This window comes from Streptomyces caelestis (assembly GCF_014205255.1).
In the GTDB taxonomy this organism is placed as follows: Bacteria; Actinomycetota; Actinomycetes; order Streptomycetales; family Streptomycetaceae; genus Streptomyces; species Streptomyces caelestis.
Genome location: NZ_JACHNE010000001.1, coordinates 6,073,734 through 6,088,784, shown reverse-complemented (window position 1 = coordinate 6,088,784; position 15,051 = coordinate 6,073,734). Strand labels below are relative to the sequence as shown.

The 15,051-nt window shown below is 71.9% G+C and carries 12 protein-coding genes; 1 reads left to right on the top strand and 11 read right to left on the bottom strand.

Annotation, left to right across the window (positions count from 1 at the left end):
• Positions 1-18: 18 nt before the first annotated feature.
• From HDA41_RS28055 to HDA41_RS28030, 6 genes are all read right to left on the bottom strand, one after another.
• The gene (locus tag HDA41_RS28055) at positions 19-3,096 is read right to left on the bottom strand and encodes a helix-turn-helix transcriptional regulator (protein ID WP_184993791.1); all 3,078 of its coding nucleotides are present in this window, start codon (positions 3,094-3,096) and stop codon (positions 19-21) included.
• 140 nt (positions 3,097-3,236) lie between these two features.
• Entirely contained in the window at positions 3,237-3,422 is a 186-nt protein-coding gene (locus HDA41_RS28050) for a hypothetical protein (protein WP_184988493.1), read from the bottom strand.
• Between the two features lie 199 nt (positions 3,423-3,621).
• Positions 3,622-4,152 carry a hypothetical protein gene (locus HDA41_RS28045; protein ID WP_184988490.1) on the bottom strand — a complete coding sequence of 177 codons (531 nt, stop codon included), beginning with the start codon at positions 4,150-4,152 and terminating at the stop codon, positions 3,622-3,624.
• A 35-nt stretch (positions 4,153-4,187) separates the two neighbouring features.
• On the bottom strand, positions 4,188-4,763 hold the full coding sequence (locus tag HDA41_RS28040; protein ID WP_184988487.1) for a GNAT family N-acetyltransferase: 576 nt from the start codon (positions 4,761-4,763) through the stop codon (positions 4,188-4,190).
• A complete protein-coding gene (locus HDA41_RS28035; RefSeq protein ID WP_184988484.1) occupies positions 4,741-6,987 on the bottom strand; it encodes an MMPL family transporter in 2,247 nt (748 codons plus the stop codon). Before HDA41_RS28035 ends, HDA41_RS28040 begins: the two co-directional genes overlap by 23 nt.
• 193 nt (positions 6,988-7,180) lie before the next feature.
• The gene (locus HDA41_RS28030; RefSeq protein WP_184988481.1) at positions 7,181-7,594 is read right to left on the bottom strand and encodes a hypothetical protein; all 414 of its coding nucleotides are present in this window, start codon (positions 7,592-7,594) and stop codon (positions 7,181-7,183) included.
• 190 nt (positions 7,595-7,784) lie between these two features.
• On the opposite strand from HDA41_RS28030, the gene HDA41_RS28025 reads away from it, so the two are divergent.
• Complete coding sequence (locus tag HDA41_RS28025; RefSeq protein ID WP_184988478.1) at positions 7,785-8,588, top strand: SAM-dependent methyltransferase; 804 nt, start codon at positions 7,785-7,787, stop codon at positions 8,586-8,588.
• A 60-nt stretch (positions 8,589-8,648) separates the two neighbouring features.
• Here HDA41_RS28025 and gatB read toward each other — a convergent pair whose 3' ends face one another.
• The 5 genes from gatB to HDA41_RS28000 all read right to left on the bottom strand — a co-directional run bounded on the left by gatB (position 8,649) and on the right by HDA41_RS28000 (position 14,839).
• Entirely contained in the window at positions 8,649-10,163 is a 1,515-nt protein-coding gene (gene gatB / locus HDA41_RS28020) for an Asp-tRNA(Asn)/Glu-tRNA(Gln) amidotransferase subunit GatB (RefSeq protein WP_184988475.1), read from the bottom strand.
• A gap of 15 nt (positions 10,164-10,178) precedes the next feature.
• A complete protein-coding gene (locus HDA41_RS28015) occupies positions 10,179-10,418 on the bottom strand; it encodes a hypothetical protein (protein ID WP_086601598.1) in 240 nt (79 codons plus the stop codon).
• Positions 10,415-11,914: an Asp-tRNA(Asn)/Glu-tRNA(Gln) amidotransferase subunit GatA gene (gene gatA, locus HDA41_RS28010; RefSeq protein WP_184988472.1), complete on the bottom strand. Its 1,500-nt coding sequence runs from the start codon at positions 11,912-11,914 to the stop codon at positions 10,415-10,417. The genes HDA41_RS28015 and gatA overlap by 4 nt, the downstream gene beginning before the upstream one ends.
• A gap of 6 nt (positions 11,915-11,920) precedes the next feature.
• Positions 11,921-12,217 (bottom strand): Asp-tRNA(Asn)/Glu-tRNA(Gln) amidotransferase subunit GatC, encoded by a 297-nt coding sequence (gene gatC / locus HDA41_RS28005; protein WP_004925108.1) that lies wholly within the window; start codon positions 12,215-12,217, stop codon positions 11,921-11,923.
• A 324-nt stretch (positions 12,218-12,541) separates the two neighbouring features.
• The gene (locus HDA41_RS28000; protein ID WP_184988468.1) at positions 12,542-14,839 is read right to left on the bottom strand and encodes a putative bifunctional diguanylate cyclase/phosphodiesterase; all 2,298 of its coding nucleotides are present in this window, start codon (positions 14,837-14,839) and stop codon (positions 12,542-12,544) included.
• Between the last annotated feature and the right edge of the window lie 212 nt (positions 14,840-15,051).

Genomic DNA, 15,051 nt, shown 5'->3' with positions numbered 1-15,051 from the left:
TCCTTTACAGCGTATGCCTCAGCCCGCCGACCGGGAGGTGAGGGATTCGGCGGGGAACAGCCCCAGCCGGTGCGCCATCGCCGCCGCCTCGCCGCGTCCGGAGACGCCGAGTTTCGCCAGGATGTTGGAGACGTGGACGCTCGCGGTCTTCGGCGAGATGAACAGCTCCTCGGCTATCCGGCGGTTGGTGTGCCCGGCGGCGACCAGGCGCAGCACGTCCCGTTCCCGGCTGGTGAGGCCGAGGGCCTCGGCGGGGTCCGCGGGGGCGGGGGCCGGTTCCGCGGCGGGCGTGAGCGGCAGGCGGGCGCGCTGGGCGAGCGCGGTGGCGGCGTCGGCGAGCGGCCGGGCCCCGAGATGGCGGGCGACGGCATGGGCGAGGCGGAGCAGTTCCGTGGCACGGTCGCGCTCGTCGATCTCCCCGCCCCCCGTCAGCAGCGACTCCGCCAGGCGGTACCGCACGCGGGCGAGGTCGTAAGGGCGCTCCAGGGGTTCGAAGGCGGTGACCACCTCCGCCCAGGTGTCCGGGGTGCTCCGGCTTTCGGCGCGGTGGAGTTCGGCGCGGACCCACCTCTCGTGGGCGAGCCAGACGGGGGCGTTCGTGGTGAGACGCTTGACGGCCTCGAAGATCCTCTCCAGGACCTCCGTACGGCCGTCCCGCGCCGCCGGCAGCGCCCGGACGTCGGCCTCGGCCTCGGCGGCTTCGAGCAGCAGCGGCCAGGCGTAGCGCTGGGTGCCGAGCGGGAAACCGGACTCCAGGATGCGGGCCAGTTCGGCGCGGGCGTCGGGGAGGCGGCCCTCGGCGACGGCGACCTGGATGGTGAGTCGGGAGATCGGGAGGTCGTGCTGCGGCATGGGGTCGTGCGGGCCGTAGGAGGCGCGGCCCTCGGCGAGATGGCGAGCCGCCTCGGGCACCTGGCCGCGGGCGAGCGCGAGGAACGCCAGGCTGATGGCGCCGGACCCGTACGGCGCGGCCGTCTGCCCACGCCGCTGGGCGTTGACGGCCGCCTCGGCGGCCTCGTCCCAGCGGCCCAGGGAGATGAGCGACTCGGCGAGGTTGGCCCAGACCCAGCCCTCGGCGTCCCGCAGGCCCATCCTGCCGGTGAGGCGCAGGCCCTCGTGAAGGACGCCGACGGCCTCCTCGGAGCGTCCGATGCCCTCCAGGGCGGAGGGCATGTTCACATGGCTGCGGCCCACGACCGCCGGGCGCCCCCGGGCCACGACCTCGTCCCTGACCTCGTACAAGTGGGCCAGCCCGGCCTCGATCTGCCCGGCGTCGATCATGAGTCCGCCGAGAGTGAGCCGGGCGTTGGACTCGATGTCCTCCGCGCCCACCATGCGCGCGTACTCCACCGCGCGCTCGGCGGCCGTCAGGGCGTCCGGGCCCGGCTGGTGGAGCATCGACCAGTGGGCGACCGTGGCGAGCACCTCGGCGTGCACCTCGGACGGCGGCAGGCCGCGGACCAGCTCCTGGGCCGTGGCGATCTCCTTCCAGCCGTCGCCGCGGGCGAGCTGCTGCACCAGCCGGGAGCGCTGGATCCAGAACCAGGCGGCGCGCAGCGGATCATCCTCCTCGTCCAGGAGGCGCAGCGCCCGCTTGGTGATCTTCAGGGCGCGCTCGCGCTCCCCGCCGAGCCGTCCGGCGACGGCCGCCTCGGCCAGCAGGTCGAGATGGCGCAGCGCGGTGGTCTCCGGGTCGCCGTCGCCGGGGGCCCCCTCACGCCGTTCGGGCAGGGGCGGAGGGTAGACCTCGGCGTAGTCGACGGGGCGCAGGGTCCGGCGTACGGCTTCGGGGGCGGTGTCCCACAGTTCCATCGCCCGTTCCAGCAGCCGCAGTTGCTCCGAGTAGGCGTGGCGGTGGCGGGCTTCGACGGAGGCGTCGAGGACGGCGGGCAGTGCCTTGGCCGCGTCGTGGGCGTGGTACCAGTAGCTGGCCAGTCGGGTCGCGCGCTGGTCGGCCGGGACGAGGGTCGGATCGGTCTCCAGGGCTTCGGCGTAGCGGCGGTTGAGGCGGGAGCGCTCGCCGGGCAGCAGGTCGTCGCTGACGGCCTCGCGGACCAGGGAGTGGCGGAAGCGGTAGCCGTCGCCGCCGGGCGCGGGGGTGAGGATGCTGGCGTTCACGGCCGCCCGCAGCGCCTCGATGAGGTCGTCCTCGGCGAGCCGGGCGACGGCGGCCAGCAGCGGGTACTCGACGGTGGAGCCGCCCTCGGCGACGATCCGGGCGACCTGCTGGGCGGTCTCCGGCAACCCTTCCACCCGGACGAGCAGCAGGTCGCGCAGGGAGTCGGTCAGTCCCGTGCGGCAGCCCTCGTGGGCGGTGACGGCGAGTTCCTCGACGAAGAAGGCGTTGCCGTCGGAGCGTTCGAAGATCGCGTCGATCCGGTCCGGGTCGGGTTCCTGGGCGAGGATGCCGGCGACCTGGCGGCACACCTCCTCGCGGTTGAAACGGGCCAGTTCGAGGCGGCGGATCGTGCGGAGCCGGTCGAGTTCGGCGAGCAGGGGCCTGAGCGGGTGGCGGCGGTGGATGTCGTCGGAGCGGTAGGTGGCCAGGACGACGAGGCGGCCGGTGCGCAGGGTACGGAAGAGGTAGGAGAGCAGGTGCCGGGTGGAGGCGCCGGCCCAGTGCAGGTCCTCCAGGGCGAGGACGACGGTGTGCTCGGCGGTGACGCGCTCCAGGAGGCGTGCGGTGAGTTCGAAGAGGCGGGCCATGCCGTCCTCGTCGTGCCGCCCGGTACCCGACTCGCCCAGCTCGGGCAGCAGCCGGGCCAGTTCCTCCTCCTGTCCGGAGGCCGCAGCGGCCAGCTCGGCGGGAAGTTCGGAGCGCAGGGCGCGCAGCGCGGTGGAGAACGCCGCGAAGGGCAGTCCGTCGGCGCCGATCTCCACGCAGCCGCCCAGCGCGACCACCGCCCCCCGGTGACGGGCGGCGGCGGCGAACTCCTCCACCAGGCGGGTCTTGCCGACTCCGGCCTCCCCGCCGATGAGCAGTGCCTGCGGCTCTCCCCCGCGGGCGCGTGCGAGTGCGTCTTGAAGCGTGCCCAACTCCTCGGCACGGCCGACGAACACGGGGCTGACGGACCTGGTCTCCACGGACCCGAGCATCGCATGCGCGCCGGGCTGCGCGGCACCGGTTCGGCCACGGCGGGCCATGGGACCGGCAACCGCCTCCGTACGGAAGGCCACCGCGTCAGCGGCCGCTTCCGTACGGAGGCTCACGGCCCCGGCCGGTCCCGCCCCCCTGTTCACGCCGCCCGGGCGGACCCGGGCCTGCGGAAGCGGCGGCTATGGCTCTCGTGCTCGGCGGAGCTCTCGGCGGCTTGGCGACGGGCGGCGCGGCGGGCCAGGGCCGCCTCACGGACCTGGCGCTCGTGGTCGGCACGGCGGATGAGGTCGGCGGCGCGCAGCTGCTGGAACTCGTACTCGTACATGGCGTGTCCTCGGGGAGATGTCGGGTGCAAGGGCTTCGCTTTCTGCGATGCCTCCACCTTCGTCTCCCAGGCGGGGCTGCCACATCGGGAGAGTTCCGCATCTTCGGGGGCGGTCGGGGCCTTAGACACGGCTGAGGGGCCTCAGGGCCTCCGTAAGGTGCTCACGGATGCCCTAAGACCCCTCAGGAGCTGCGGTGACTCAGCTCGCCGACGGCAGTCCGAGCAGGATGCCGGTGTACTTGAGGACGGCCAGGAACAGGCCGATGACACCGAGCGCGGCACCCGCCCAGGCGACCGACTTGATCCAGGGGGCCTGGATCCTGCCGGGCGTGCCGAACGCCGGCCGGGCCAGCACGAAGACGCCGACGACCAGAGCCGTCAGCGCGAAGAAGCCGCCCCACAGGGCGGTGGTCTGCCAGGCGTCGCCGTAGACCGCCTGGATCTGCTGGGCCACGCCCGCGTTCTGCGCGGTCTCCAGCTGACCGATGAGGTTCTGGCGTGCGGCAGCCACCGTGCCGAGCCAGCTGCCGGTGAGCGAGACGACGCCCAGCGCCGCGGAGACCACGGCGGCTGCGCCCTGGCCGACGCCGGACGGGCCCTCCTCCTTGGTCTCGGCGGTCTCGGCCGGGACCTCGGTCCGGGTCACCTCGTCGGACTTGGTGGTGTCCACCGCCTTCTCGTCGGTCGTGGCCTCGGTGGCCTCGGTCTCGTCCACTGCGTTCGTTGCCATGTCTCGCACCGTAGGGTCGCTGTCTGAGAAGTCTCTTAATGATCGTCGTGAGCGGCACGCGCGCGTGCCGCTCGCCACTCGGGCGCCAGCACCGACCAGACTTCGAGATCGTGCCGTACGCCACCATAGGGGTGGGCCTCGCGCCGCACACCGTCGCGGGTCATGCCGAGGCGACGGGCCACGTTCAGGCTCGGCTGGTTGCCCGCGGCGGCGACCCACTCGATCCGGTGGATGCCGCGCTCTTCGACCGCCCAGTCGATGAGGACGCGCATCGCCCGGGTGACCAGACCACGCCCGGTCCCGGCGGGCTCCAGCCAGCAGCCGACCTCGCAGTTGCCGTTCGCGGCGTCGAAGTTCAGGAACAGCACGCCGCCCACGAGCTTGCCGTTCAGCCACAGCCCGTGCAGCGAGCGGGAGTCGGCGGCGCGCAGGTCGGCGTACCGCTGGAGCAGGGCCCGCGCGGACTCCACGTCCGTCTCCTGCGACCCGAAGTTGATGAACCGCCCGATGAACTCCCTGCCCCGCTCCAGGTGCGCGAAGAACTCCTCCGCGTGCCAGGGCTCCAGGGGCCGCAGTTCCGCGCCGTCGTCACCCAGGGATATCGCGTACATCCCGCTGCCGCTCCTCCTCGGCCAGGACGTCCGCCACCTCGGCGTCCGTCGCGGCGGCCAGCCTCTCATGGGCGGCCCGGGCCTCGGGCGGTTCGATGCTGATCCGCGGCAGGCGCTTGTCGAGCCAGCGCGGCAGCCACCAGTTGGCGCCGCCGAGCAGGTGCATCAGGGCGGGCACGAGGAGCGTGCGCAGGACGAAGGCGTCCAGGGCGACGGCGGCGGCCAGGGCGATGCCGAACATCGCGATCACGCGGTCGCCGCTGAGGACGAAGGCGAGGAAGACGGAGATCATGATCACCGCCGCCGAGTTGATCACCCGGCTGGTCTCGGCGAGGCCGACCCGGACGGCACGCCGGTTGTCGCCGGTCTCCAGCCACTCCTCGTACATCCGGCTCACGAGGAACACCTGGTAGTCCATGGACAGGCCGAAGAGCACCGACACCATGATCACGGGCAGGAAGGGCTCGATGGGCCCCGCGCTGCCGAGGCCGAGCAGTTCGCTGCCCCAGCCCCACTGGAACATCGCGGTGACCACCCCGAATGCGGAGGCCACGGCGGCGACGTTCATGGCGGCGGCCTTCAGTGGGATGCCGATCGACCGGAAGGCGAGCAGGAGCAGCAGACAGCCCAGGCCGATCACCACCCCGATGAAGACGGGCAGCTTGGAGACGATGACGTCGGCGAAGTCGTCGTAACCGGCCGTCATGCCGCCGACCAGCGTGTCGAGCGAGGTGCCCGCCTCCGCACGGGGCAGCACCTCGTCGCGCAGCCGGTCGACGAGGTCGCTGGTCTGCTTCGACTGCGGCGAGGACTCCGGTACGACGGTCAGGTACGCGGTGTGGCCGCCGGAGTCGAAGGTCACCGGCGTCACCGAGGCGACGCCCTCGGTGGCCCGGAGCGTGCCGTCGAGGTTGTCCAGGGCGAGCTTGTCGTCGGCTCCGTCGACTTTCGTGACGAGGGTGAGCGGGCCGTTGACGCCGGGGCCGAAGCCGTCGGCGAGGAGGTCGTATGCCTGGCGGGTGGTGGACGTCTTCGGGTCGTTGCCCTGGTCCGAGGTGCCCAGGTGCAGGGAGAACGTGGGCAGTGCGAGGACGGCCATGACCACCAGCGCGACCGCGCCGAGCACCTTGGGGTGGCGCTCCACGAACGCCGACCAGCGGGCGGCGAAGCCGGTGGGCAGTTCGGGTTCGGGCCCGTGCTCCGCCAGACGGCGGCGCTCGCGGCGGCTGAGCGCCCGCATGCCGATGAGGGACAGCAGTGCGGGCAGCAGGGTCACGGAGGCCGCGACGGTGAGGATCACGGTCAGGCCGGCGGCTATGGCGACGCCGTTGAGGAAGCTCAGCCGCAGGATCAGCATGCCCAGCAGGGCGATGCAAACGGTGGCACCTGCGAAGACGACCGCCCGTCCCGTGGTCGCGACGGCGTTGGTGGCCGCCTCGGTGACGGACAGCCCGCGTTTGAGCCCGCGCCGGTGTCTCGTCACGATGAACAGCGCGTAGTCGATGCCGACGCCGAGCCCGATCAGCATGCCGAGCATGGGGGCGAAGTCGGCGACGGTCATGACGTGCCCGAGCAGCACGATCCCGGCGTAGGCGGTGCCGACGCCGACCAGGGCGGTGGCGATGGGCAGCAGGGACGCGGCGAGCGAGCCGAAGGCCAGGAACAGCACGACCGCGGCGACGACCACGCCGACGACCTCGGCGACATGCCCGCCGGAGGACTCGATGAGTGCGACGGCACTGCCGCCCAGCTCCACCTGGAGCCCGCCGGTCTCCGCGCTCTTGGCGGTGTCGACGACCGCCTGCGCCTCGGACCGGCTGATGTCCTGCGCCTGCTCGTCGAAGGTGACCGTGGCGTACGCCGTACGGCCGTCCTCGCTGACCCGTCCCGCGCCCGGCCCTTCGTAGGGGCTGGTCACGGAGGCCACGCCGGGCAGGTTCTCGACGCGTTCCAGGGCGCGGGTCATCGTCTGCTCGACGTCGGCGGCGCGGACGCTGCCGGACGTGGTGTGCCAGACGACGGTGTCGCTGTCGCCGCCGAGCTGCGGGAAGTCCTCGTGCAGCAACTCGGCGGCGCGGCCCGACTCGGTGCCGGGGACCTGGTAGTCGTTCGAGTACGCGGAGCCCGCGGCCGCGGAGCCCGCGGCCACCCCCGCGAAGGCGAGGAGCCAGAGCAGAACGGTGACCAGACGGCGTCGGACACACCAGCGTGCGAGGGCTGCCACGAAACGTGCTCCCAGAGTGACTTTTTGTGGATCTTTGACCGGGAACAGTCGTCCATGAACTGAACAGCCCGCAAAGAACGCATGAGTAATGCAAAGCCACTCTTACAGGCGCACGAGATCATTTGTCGCATTCGTGGGCTTATTCACAACAGTGGGAGGCTGCTCACAGGACAATCATGTGAAACGTGTCGCCCTAGTCGAACTGGTCCCCCACGGCCATCACCATCACGCCCGCGATCAGCAGCCACAGCGCCCGCCGTGTGCGTCCCCGGGAGCCCAGCACGGCGGCGCCCGCGCAGACGGCCGCTCCGCCGGCGTACGCCGCAGGGACGAGCACCGGTGCGGAGCGGTTGAGGCGGAGCAGTGCCGCGGCCAGACCCGCGAGGGCCAGGACGGCGCCGGTGCCGGCAGCCGTCCAGCGGGCCCGCCGCGCGCCCTCCGCCGGATCGTCGGCGTCGTCCGGCTCGTCGTCCGGCTCGTCGTCCGGCTCGGCATCCGGCTCGGCATCCGGTTCGTCCGGCACGGCATCCGGCTCGGTGTCCTGCGCGGCGGCTGCCTCCGGGTCCGTTATCTCAGGATCGGTGTCGGAATCAGCGCGTCCACTCATGGCCGAGACGGTAGCGCGTCGGGTGGAAAACCCGGGTGCGGGGCCGACGGACCGGCTGCTAGCGTCCGCTGGTCCGAGGAACGCCCGCGGCAGCCCGCCGCCCGGCCGAAGCAGGTGCATTGTTTGACGGTCCGACCGAGCTCCGACGCATCCCCCTTTTTCCTCAAGGACTCAAGGAGCCCGTTCACCGATGTCGGACATCACTTCCCGGACCTCGAACGACCCCCTCACTGACCGTGTGAGCCACCCGGGCTACCCGCGCAGCAACGGCTACGACGCCCGCTGGACCGTCGAGAACCAGATGGGCCCGCACGCGCTGTGGCTGCTGGAGTGGCTGGCCCCGGCCCTGGGGCTCGACACCCTGAGCCCCGGCTCCCGCGTGCTCGACCTGGGCTGCGGACGTGCCATGACGTCGATCTTCCTGGCCAAGGAGTACGACGTCCAGGTCACCGCCGCCGACCTGTGGGTCAAGCCCGACGAGAACGCGGCCCGTATCGCCGAGGCCGGCGTCGCGGACCGCGTCCTGCCCGTGTTCGCCGAGGCGCACGACCTGCCGTTCGGCGAGGGCGGCTTCGACGCGATCGTCTCCGTCGACGCGTACCAGTACTTCGGCACCGACGACCTCTACCTGCCCACGCTGACCCGGCTGCTGAAGCCGGGCGGGCGGATCGGGGTCGTCGTACCGGCGCTGCGCGAGGAGATCGACGGCGCCGAGCCGCCGGAGCACCTCAAGCCGTACTGGGAGCCGGGTTTCTGGAGCTTCCACACGGCCGCCTGGTGGCGGCGCCACTGGACCCGCAGCGGGGCCGTGGAGGTCGAGACGGCCGACTGGCTGGAGGACGGCTGGCGCGACTGGCTGCGGTGGTGCGAGGTCGTGGCCGAGGAGCACACGGACGAGTTCCACATCCGGATGGCCGGACAGTGCGCCGAGATGCTGCGCCTCGACCAGGGCGGCACGCTGGGCTTCGTCCGTGTCGTGGGACGCCGCCCGTAGGTGACTGAGAGGGGGATGCACCGGGTTCGGTGCATCCCCCTCTCTCGGTCCGCGAAGGGCTCAGCCCTCGCTGACGCCGAGCTTCTCCAGGATCAGCTCCTTGACGCGCGCCGCGTCGGCCTGGCCACGGGTCGCCTTCATGACCGCGCCGACCAAGGCGCCGGCCGCCGCCACCTTGCCTCCGCGGATCTTGTCCGCGATGGCCGGGTTGCCGGCGATGGCCTCCTCGACGGCGGTGGTGAGGGCGCCCTCGTCGGAGACGACCTTCAGACCGCGCTTGTCGACGACCTCGTCCGGGGTGCCTTCGCCCGCGAGGACGCCTTCGATGACCTGACGGGCCAGCTTGTCGTTCAGGTCACCCTTCGCGACCAGCTCCGTGACCCGGGCCACCTGCTGCGGCGTGATCGCCAGCTCGTCGAGCGCCTTGCCCGACTCGTTGGCGCTGCGGGCCAGCTCGCCCATCCACCACTTGCGGGCGGATGCGGCGTCGGCCCCGGCCTCGATGGTGGCGACGATGGGCTCCAGTGCACCGGCGTTGAGGATCGCCTGCATGTCGGTGGCCGAGACGCCCCACTCCTCGCGGAGCCGGTTGCGGCGGACCAGCGGCAGCTCGGGCAGCGCGGCCCGCAGCTTCTCGACCCACTCGCGGGACGGGGCCACCGGGACGAGGTCGGGCTCCGGGAAGTACCGGTAGTCCTCGGCCTCCTCCTTCACGCGGCCCGAGGTCGTCGACCCCGTGTCCTCGTGGAAGTGCCGTGTCTCCTGGATGATCGTCCCGCCGCCGCTCAGCACGGCCGCGTGCCGCTGGATCTCGAAGCGGGCCGCGCGCTCCACGGACCGCAGCGAGTTGACGTTCTTCGTCTCGGACCGCGTGCCGAACTTCTCGGTGCCGTTCGGGCGCAGCGACAGGTTCACGTCGCAGCGCATCTGGCCCATCTCCATACGGGCCTCGGAGACGCCGAGCGCCCTGATGACCTCGCGCAGCTCACGGACGTACGCCTTCGCCACCTCGGGGGCACGCTCGCCCGCGCCGACGATCGGCTTGGTGACGATCTCGATGAGCGGGATGCCGGCGCGGTTGTAGTCCAGCAGCGAGTGCGAGGCGCCGTGGATACGGCCCGTCGCACCGCCCACGTGCGTGGACTTGCCGGTGTCCTCCTCCATGTGGGCGCGCTCGATCTCCACGCGGAAGGTCTCGCCGTCCTCCAGCTGTACGTCGAGGTAGCCGTTGAAGGCGATCGGCTCGTCGTACTGGGAGGTCTGGAAGTTCTTCGGCATGTCCGGATAGAAGTAGTTCTTCCGGGCGAAGCGGCACCACTCGGCGATCTCGCAGTTCAGCGCGAGGCCGATCTTGATCGCGGACTCGACGCCGGTCGCGTTGACGACCGGGAGCGCGCCGGGCAGGCCGAGGCAGACGGGACAGGTCTGCGCGTTGGCGTCCTGCCCGAGGGCGGTCGAACAGCCGCAGAACATCTTGGTCTTGGTGCCGAGTTCGACATGGACCTCAAGGCCCATGACGGGGTCGTAGGAGGCGAGTGCTTCCTCGTACGACACCAGGTCTGTCGTGGTGGTCACGGTGAAACTTCCCTCTCAGCCCAGCAGGACGTCGTCGTCGCCCAGCCGCTTCAGCTCGCGATAGAGAATGGCCAGGTTGGTGACGACCGCGGCACCGGTCACGACGGCGTCGAGCAGCCGCAGCGTGTCGTTGTCTCCGCGGGCCTTCTTGATCTGCTTGTAGACGCCGACGGCGCCGAAGGCCGACGTGGCCATCGAGATGTACAGACCGGACTTGGAGCTCTTGAAGCCCTTGGCCTTGGACAGTGCGCTCACAGCGACGGAGCCTCCTCGATCAGCGGGTGGCCCCACTTTTCCACGAAGGCGGCCTCGACGGCGGCGCCGACCTTGTAGAGGCGGTCGTCCTTCATGACCGGGGCGATGATCTGCAGCCCGACCGGGAGGTTGTCCTCCGGGGCGAGGCCGCACGGCAGCGACATGGCCGCGTTGCCCGCCAGGTTGGTCGGGATGGTGCACAGGTCGGCGAGGTACATCGCCATCGGGTCGTCGGCGCGCTCGCCGATCGGGAAGGCGGTGGTCGGGGTCGTCGGGGAGACGATCACGTCGACCTGCTCGAACGCCTTGTCGAAGTCCTGCTTGATGAGCGTGCGGACCTTCTGCGCGCTGCCGTAGTACGCGTCGTAGTAGCCGGAGCTCAGCGCGTACGTGCCGAGCATGATGCGGCGCTTGACCTCGGGGCCGAAGCCGGCCTCGCGGGTCAGGGAGGTGACCTCCTCGGCGGAGTGCGTGCCGTCGTCACCGGCGCGCAGACCGTAGCGCAGGCCGTCGAAGCGGGCGAGGTTGGAGGAGCACTCGGACGGCGCGATCAGGTAGTACGCCGACAGCGCCAGGTCGAAGGACGGGCAGTCCAGCTCGACGATCTCGGCGCCCAGTTCCTTCAGCAGCGCGACGGACTCGTCGAACCGCTGGATGACACCTGCCTGGTAGCCCTCGCCGCGGAACTGCTTGACGACGCCGACGCGCATGCCCTCGACGCTGCCGTTGCGGGCGGCCTCGACGACCGGCGGGACCGGGGCGTCGATCGACGTGGAGTCCATCGGGTCGTGACCGGCGATCACCTCGTGCAGCAGGGCCGCGTCCAGGACCGTGCGGGCGCAGGGGCCGCCCTGGTCGAGGGAGGAGGAGAAGGCGACCATGCCGTAGCGCGACACCCCGCCGTACGTCGGCTTCACACCGACCGTGCCGGTGACGGCGGCGGGCTGGCGGATGGAGCCGCCGGTGTCCGTGCCGATGGCGAGCGGGGCCTGGAAGGAGGCGAGCGCGGCGGAGGAACCGCCGCCGGAGCCGCCGGGGATCCTGGTCAGGTCCCAGGGGTTGCCGGTCGGCCCGTAGGCGCTGTTCTCGGTGGAGGACCCCATGGCGAACTCGTCCATGTTGGTCTTGCCGAGGATGACCACGTCGGCGGCCTTGAGCCGCTTGGTGACGGTCGCGTCGTACGGCGGGATCCAGCCTTCGAGGATCTTCGAACCGACGGTCGTCGGGATCCCCTCGGTGGTGAAGATGTCCTTGAGCGCCAGGGGAACACCGGCCAGCGGACCGAGCTTCTCCCCCTTGGCCCGCTTCTCGTCGACGGCACGGGCCTGGGCGAGCGCGCCCTCGCGGTCGACGTGCAGGAAGGCGTGCACCTTCTCGTCGACGGCCTCGATCCGGGCGAGGTGGGCCTCGGTGACCTCGACGGCCGTGAGCTCGCCGGAGGCGATCTTCGCGGCGGTCTCGGCGGCCGTGAGCTTGATGATGGGGCTGTCCGTCATGGCGGGTTACTCCTCCCCCAGGATCTGCGGCACCTTGAAACGCTGCTGCTCCTGGGCGGGGGCTCCGGAGAGCGCCTGCTCGGGGGTGAGCGAGGGACGGACCTCGTCCGGGCGCATGACGTTCGTCAGCGGGAGCGGGTGCGAGGTCGGCGGTACGTCTTGGTCGGCGACCTCGCTGACGCGGGCCACCGCGCCGATGATGTCGTCCAGCTGTCCCGCGAAGTGGTCGAGCTCTTCGGGCTTCAGCTCCAGACGCGCCAGCCGGGCGAGGTGGGCGACCTCCTCGCGCGTGATGCCAGGCATGCAGCGATCCTCTGGGGTGAGTGTGTGTGGTTTGGGCCTAGGACCTGGCGTCACATTCCCGTCGTCCGCCCGGAGGGCGGGCCGTGCGGCGTCCGGCGCGAGCGATCGCAAGGCGCCGGAGCGTCCTCGTGGCACAGCCACGTGGGCGATTCGGCAACGCGGCGAGCGTGCGTGCCAGGCGTCGCACGGCAGGCGGGAATGTGGCGCCAGGTCCTAATCCTATGGGGCGGGCAGCTGTGACCGTGAAACGGTTTCGCCGGGCCCGGTGGCCCGGCCCTGCCGGAGTGGCCCGGGAAGGGAAACGGAACAGGTCCGGTCCGGGATCTAGGCGATGCGGCCCGAGTCGTCCGCCGTCGCCGCCGGGAGGGCGGCCCGGGGGCGTTGCCAGCCGCGGGAGCCCCGGGCGCGGAGCCAGGCCGTGGTCTCCTCGGGGGGCATCGCGGCGGCGACCAGCCAGCCCTGGACGGCGTCGCAGCCGAGGTCGCGCAGACGCTCCCAGGTCTCGTCGTCCTCGACGCCCTCGGCGACGACCAGCAGGCCGAGGGAGTGCGCCAGGTCGACCGTGCAGCGCACGATCGCCGCGTCCTCGGTGTCGACGGCGAGCCGGGCGACGAACGAGCGGTCGATCTTCAGTTCGCTGACCGGGAGCTTGCGCAGGTGCACCAGCGACGAGTACCCCGTGCCGAAGTCGTCCAGGGACATCTTCACGCCGTGCCCGGTCAGCCCGTTGAGGGTGTCGGCGGCGCGCTGCGGATCCTCCAGGAGGACGTGTTCCGTGATCTCCAGTTGGAGCGCTCCCGCCGGGACGCCGTGCCGGGCCAGCCGCGCGGCGACCGAGCCGGCGAAGCCGGGGGTGTGGACGTCACGCGGGGAGACGTTGACCGCGACCGGGACGAACAGTCCCTGGGCCCGCCACCGCGCGACCTGGGCGAGCGCGGTCTCCAGGACGTACTCGGTGAGATGGGGCATGAGGCCGGAGGACTCGGCGATCGCTATGAACTCGTCCGGCGGCACCTTGCCCCGCTCGGGGTGCACCCAGCGGACCAGGGCCTCCAGACCCGCGACCTGTCCGTCGAAGCGGACCTTGGGCTGGTAGTGCAGCTCGACCTCGTGGGCGTCCAGCGCCCTGCGGAGGTCTCCCAGCAGACCGAGCCGGTCCGGGGTGTTCGAGTCGCGCTTGGACTCGTAGACCTCCACGCCCGTGCGGTCCCGCTTCGCCTGGTACATCGCCACGTCCGCCCGCCGCAGCAGCCCTTCGGCGTCCAGCGCGTGGTCGGGGAAGACGGCGACCCCGGCGCTGGCCTCCAGGACGAGGGTGAGGCCGTCGAGGTCGAGCGGGCAGCTGAGCGCCGCGACCAGGTTGCGGGCGATCCGGGTCGCGGACGTCGTGGAGTCGGCGACCGGCAGTAAGACGGCGAACTCGTCCCCGCCGAGCCGTGCGGCCTCCGCGCCCCGCGGCAGCGCCACCTGCAGCCGGTCGGCGATCTGGAGCAGCAGCCGGTCACCGGCCAGATGACCGAGCGTGTCGTTGACCGACCGGAAACGGTCCAGGTCGATCAGCATCAGGGCGGCGCGCGCATCGATCCGCTCGGCGTCGTCCAGCGCGGTCCAGATGCGCTCCAGGAGCCACTGACGGTTGGGCAGCCCGGTCAGCGGGTCGCGCAGCTGCTCCTCGGCCCGGGCCCGGGCTATCCAGAGCGTGGAGTCCAGGGCGATGAGGGGGATGGAGAACAGCGGCAGCAGGATCGGCTTGGCCACGGCCACCACGCAGACCAGCGGCGCGATCCCCAGCAGCGCGACCGCGACCAGGCCCTGTCTGACCAGGGCGGTGCGGGCGACGGTGGGCAGGCCGGAGCGCGGGGCGTGCAGGTACCACAGCAGGACGCGGCTGACCGCCAGGTAGGCGACGGCGACCATGACCACCTCGGACGCGGTGTACAGCGTCCAGCTGTCCGGATCCGAGGGGGACTCGACGGACGGTATGGATCCGAAGACGCCCAGCACCAGGGCGCCGGCGCCGATGCCGAGGAGGTCGACCGCCCCGTGCAGGATGCCCTGGCGCCAGCGGTTGCGGCGGGCTATGCCGACCAGCACGACGACCGTGAGGCTGACCATGCCGGCCGGTACCCAGCCGTACAGCAGCAGCACGGCGAGCGTGAGGGCGGCGCCCGAGCCGGTGCCGCCCCACCAGCGGGAGCGGCCGAGCATCACGAGGTGGCCGACGATGATGCCGGTCAGCACGGCCAGCGCCCAGCCGGCCGTGCCGGACGGGAAGAGCGCGTGGTCGCCGGTGAAGGCGCGGTAGAAGCCGGCGCCCAGGACGAACCCGGCCGCCGCGACGACCGCCGCGGGCAGCGCGGGCCAGGACAGGTGCCGTTCCGTGTCCCCGTCCTCGCCGGTCAGGCCGGACGTGTGCTCGGTGACCGGCTGTGCGGCGCCGCGGCCGTCCGCCGCGGCGCGCCCCTCGGAGGCGCGCCCGTCCGCGGTGTACTGTCCGAGGGCGCGCGCTTCCGCGCCCGGACGCCCCGCCGGCCGGCCTGTCCCACGGACTGCACGCCATACGACCGCCATGCGGCGCAGGCGCAGCCGTGAGCCCGGCACGGCGCTCTCGGTCGGTTCCATTCCCGTCCCTCTCACAGCCGGCGGTGCCCACGCCCCGCGGCCCGGTGCCCGACAACCCTTGGGCGGCCCGCGTTGGAAAACCCTTCCCCGTGCTCCGCGAACACGAAGATGCCCCGACCGCAGCTGGGCACGGCAGGCGCACATCTCAACAGTAGGCCGCAGAAGGCTTCCACGGGCAGCGGTCGCCGACGGTTGCCCGAATGCGCCCCAGC

What these genes read in the sequence shown, in the direction of transcription:
- HDA41_RS28055 (WP_184993791.1), bottom strand. Translation starts at nt 3,096, where the DNA reads ATGCTCGGGTCCGTGGAGACCAGGTCCGTCAGCCCCGTGTTCGTCGGC.
- HDA41_RS28050 (WP_184988493.1), bottom strand. Translation starts at nt 3,422, where the DNA reads ATGTACGAGTACGAGTTCCAGCAGCTGCGCGCCGCCGACCTCATCCGC.
- HDA41_RS28045 (WP_184988490.1), bottom strand. Translation starts at nt 4,152, where the DNA reads ATGGCAACGAACGCAGTGGACGAGACCGAGGCCACCGAGGCCACGACC.
- HDA41_RS28040 (WP_184988487.1), bottom strand. Translation starts at nt 4,763, where the DNA reads ATGTACGCGATATCCCTGGGTGACGACGGCGCGGAACTGCGGCCCCTG.
- HDA41_RS28030 (WP_184988481.1), bottom strand. Translation starts at nt 7,594, where the DNA reads ATGAGTGGACGCGCTGATTCCGACACCGATCCTGAGATAACGGACCCG.
- HDA41_RS28025 (WP_184988478.1), top strand. Translation starts at nt 7,785, where the DNA reads ATGTCGGACATCACTTCCCGGACCTCGAACGACCCCCTCACTGACCGT.
- gatA (WP_184988472.1), bottom strand. Translation starts at nt 11,914, where the DNA reads ATGACGGACAGCCCCATCATCAAGCTCACGGCCGCCGAGACCGCCGCG.
- gatC (WP_004925108.1), bottom strand. Translation starts at nt 12,217, where the DNA reads ATGCCTGGCATCACGCGCGAGGAGGTCGCCCACCTCGCCCGGCTGGCG.
- HDA41_RS28000 (WP_184988468.1), bottom strand. Translation starts at nt 14,839, where the DNA reads ATGGAACCGACCGAGAGCGCCGTGCCGGGCTCACGGCTGCGCCTGCGC.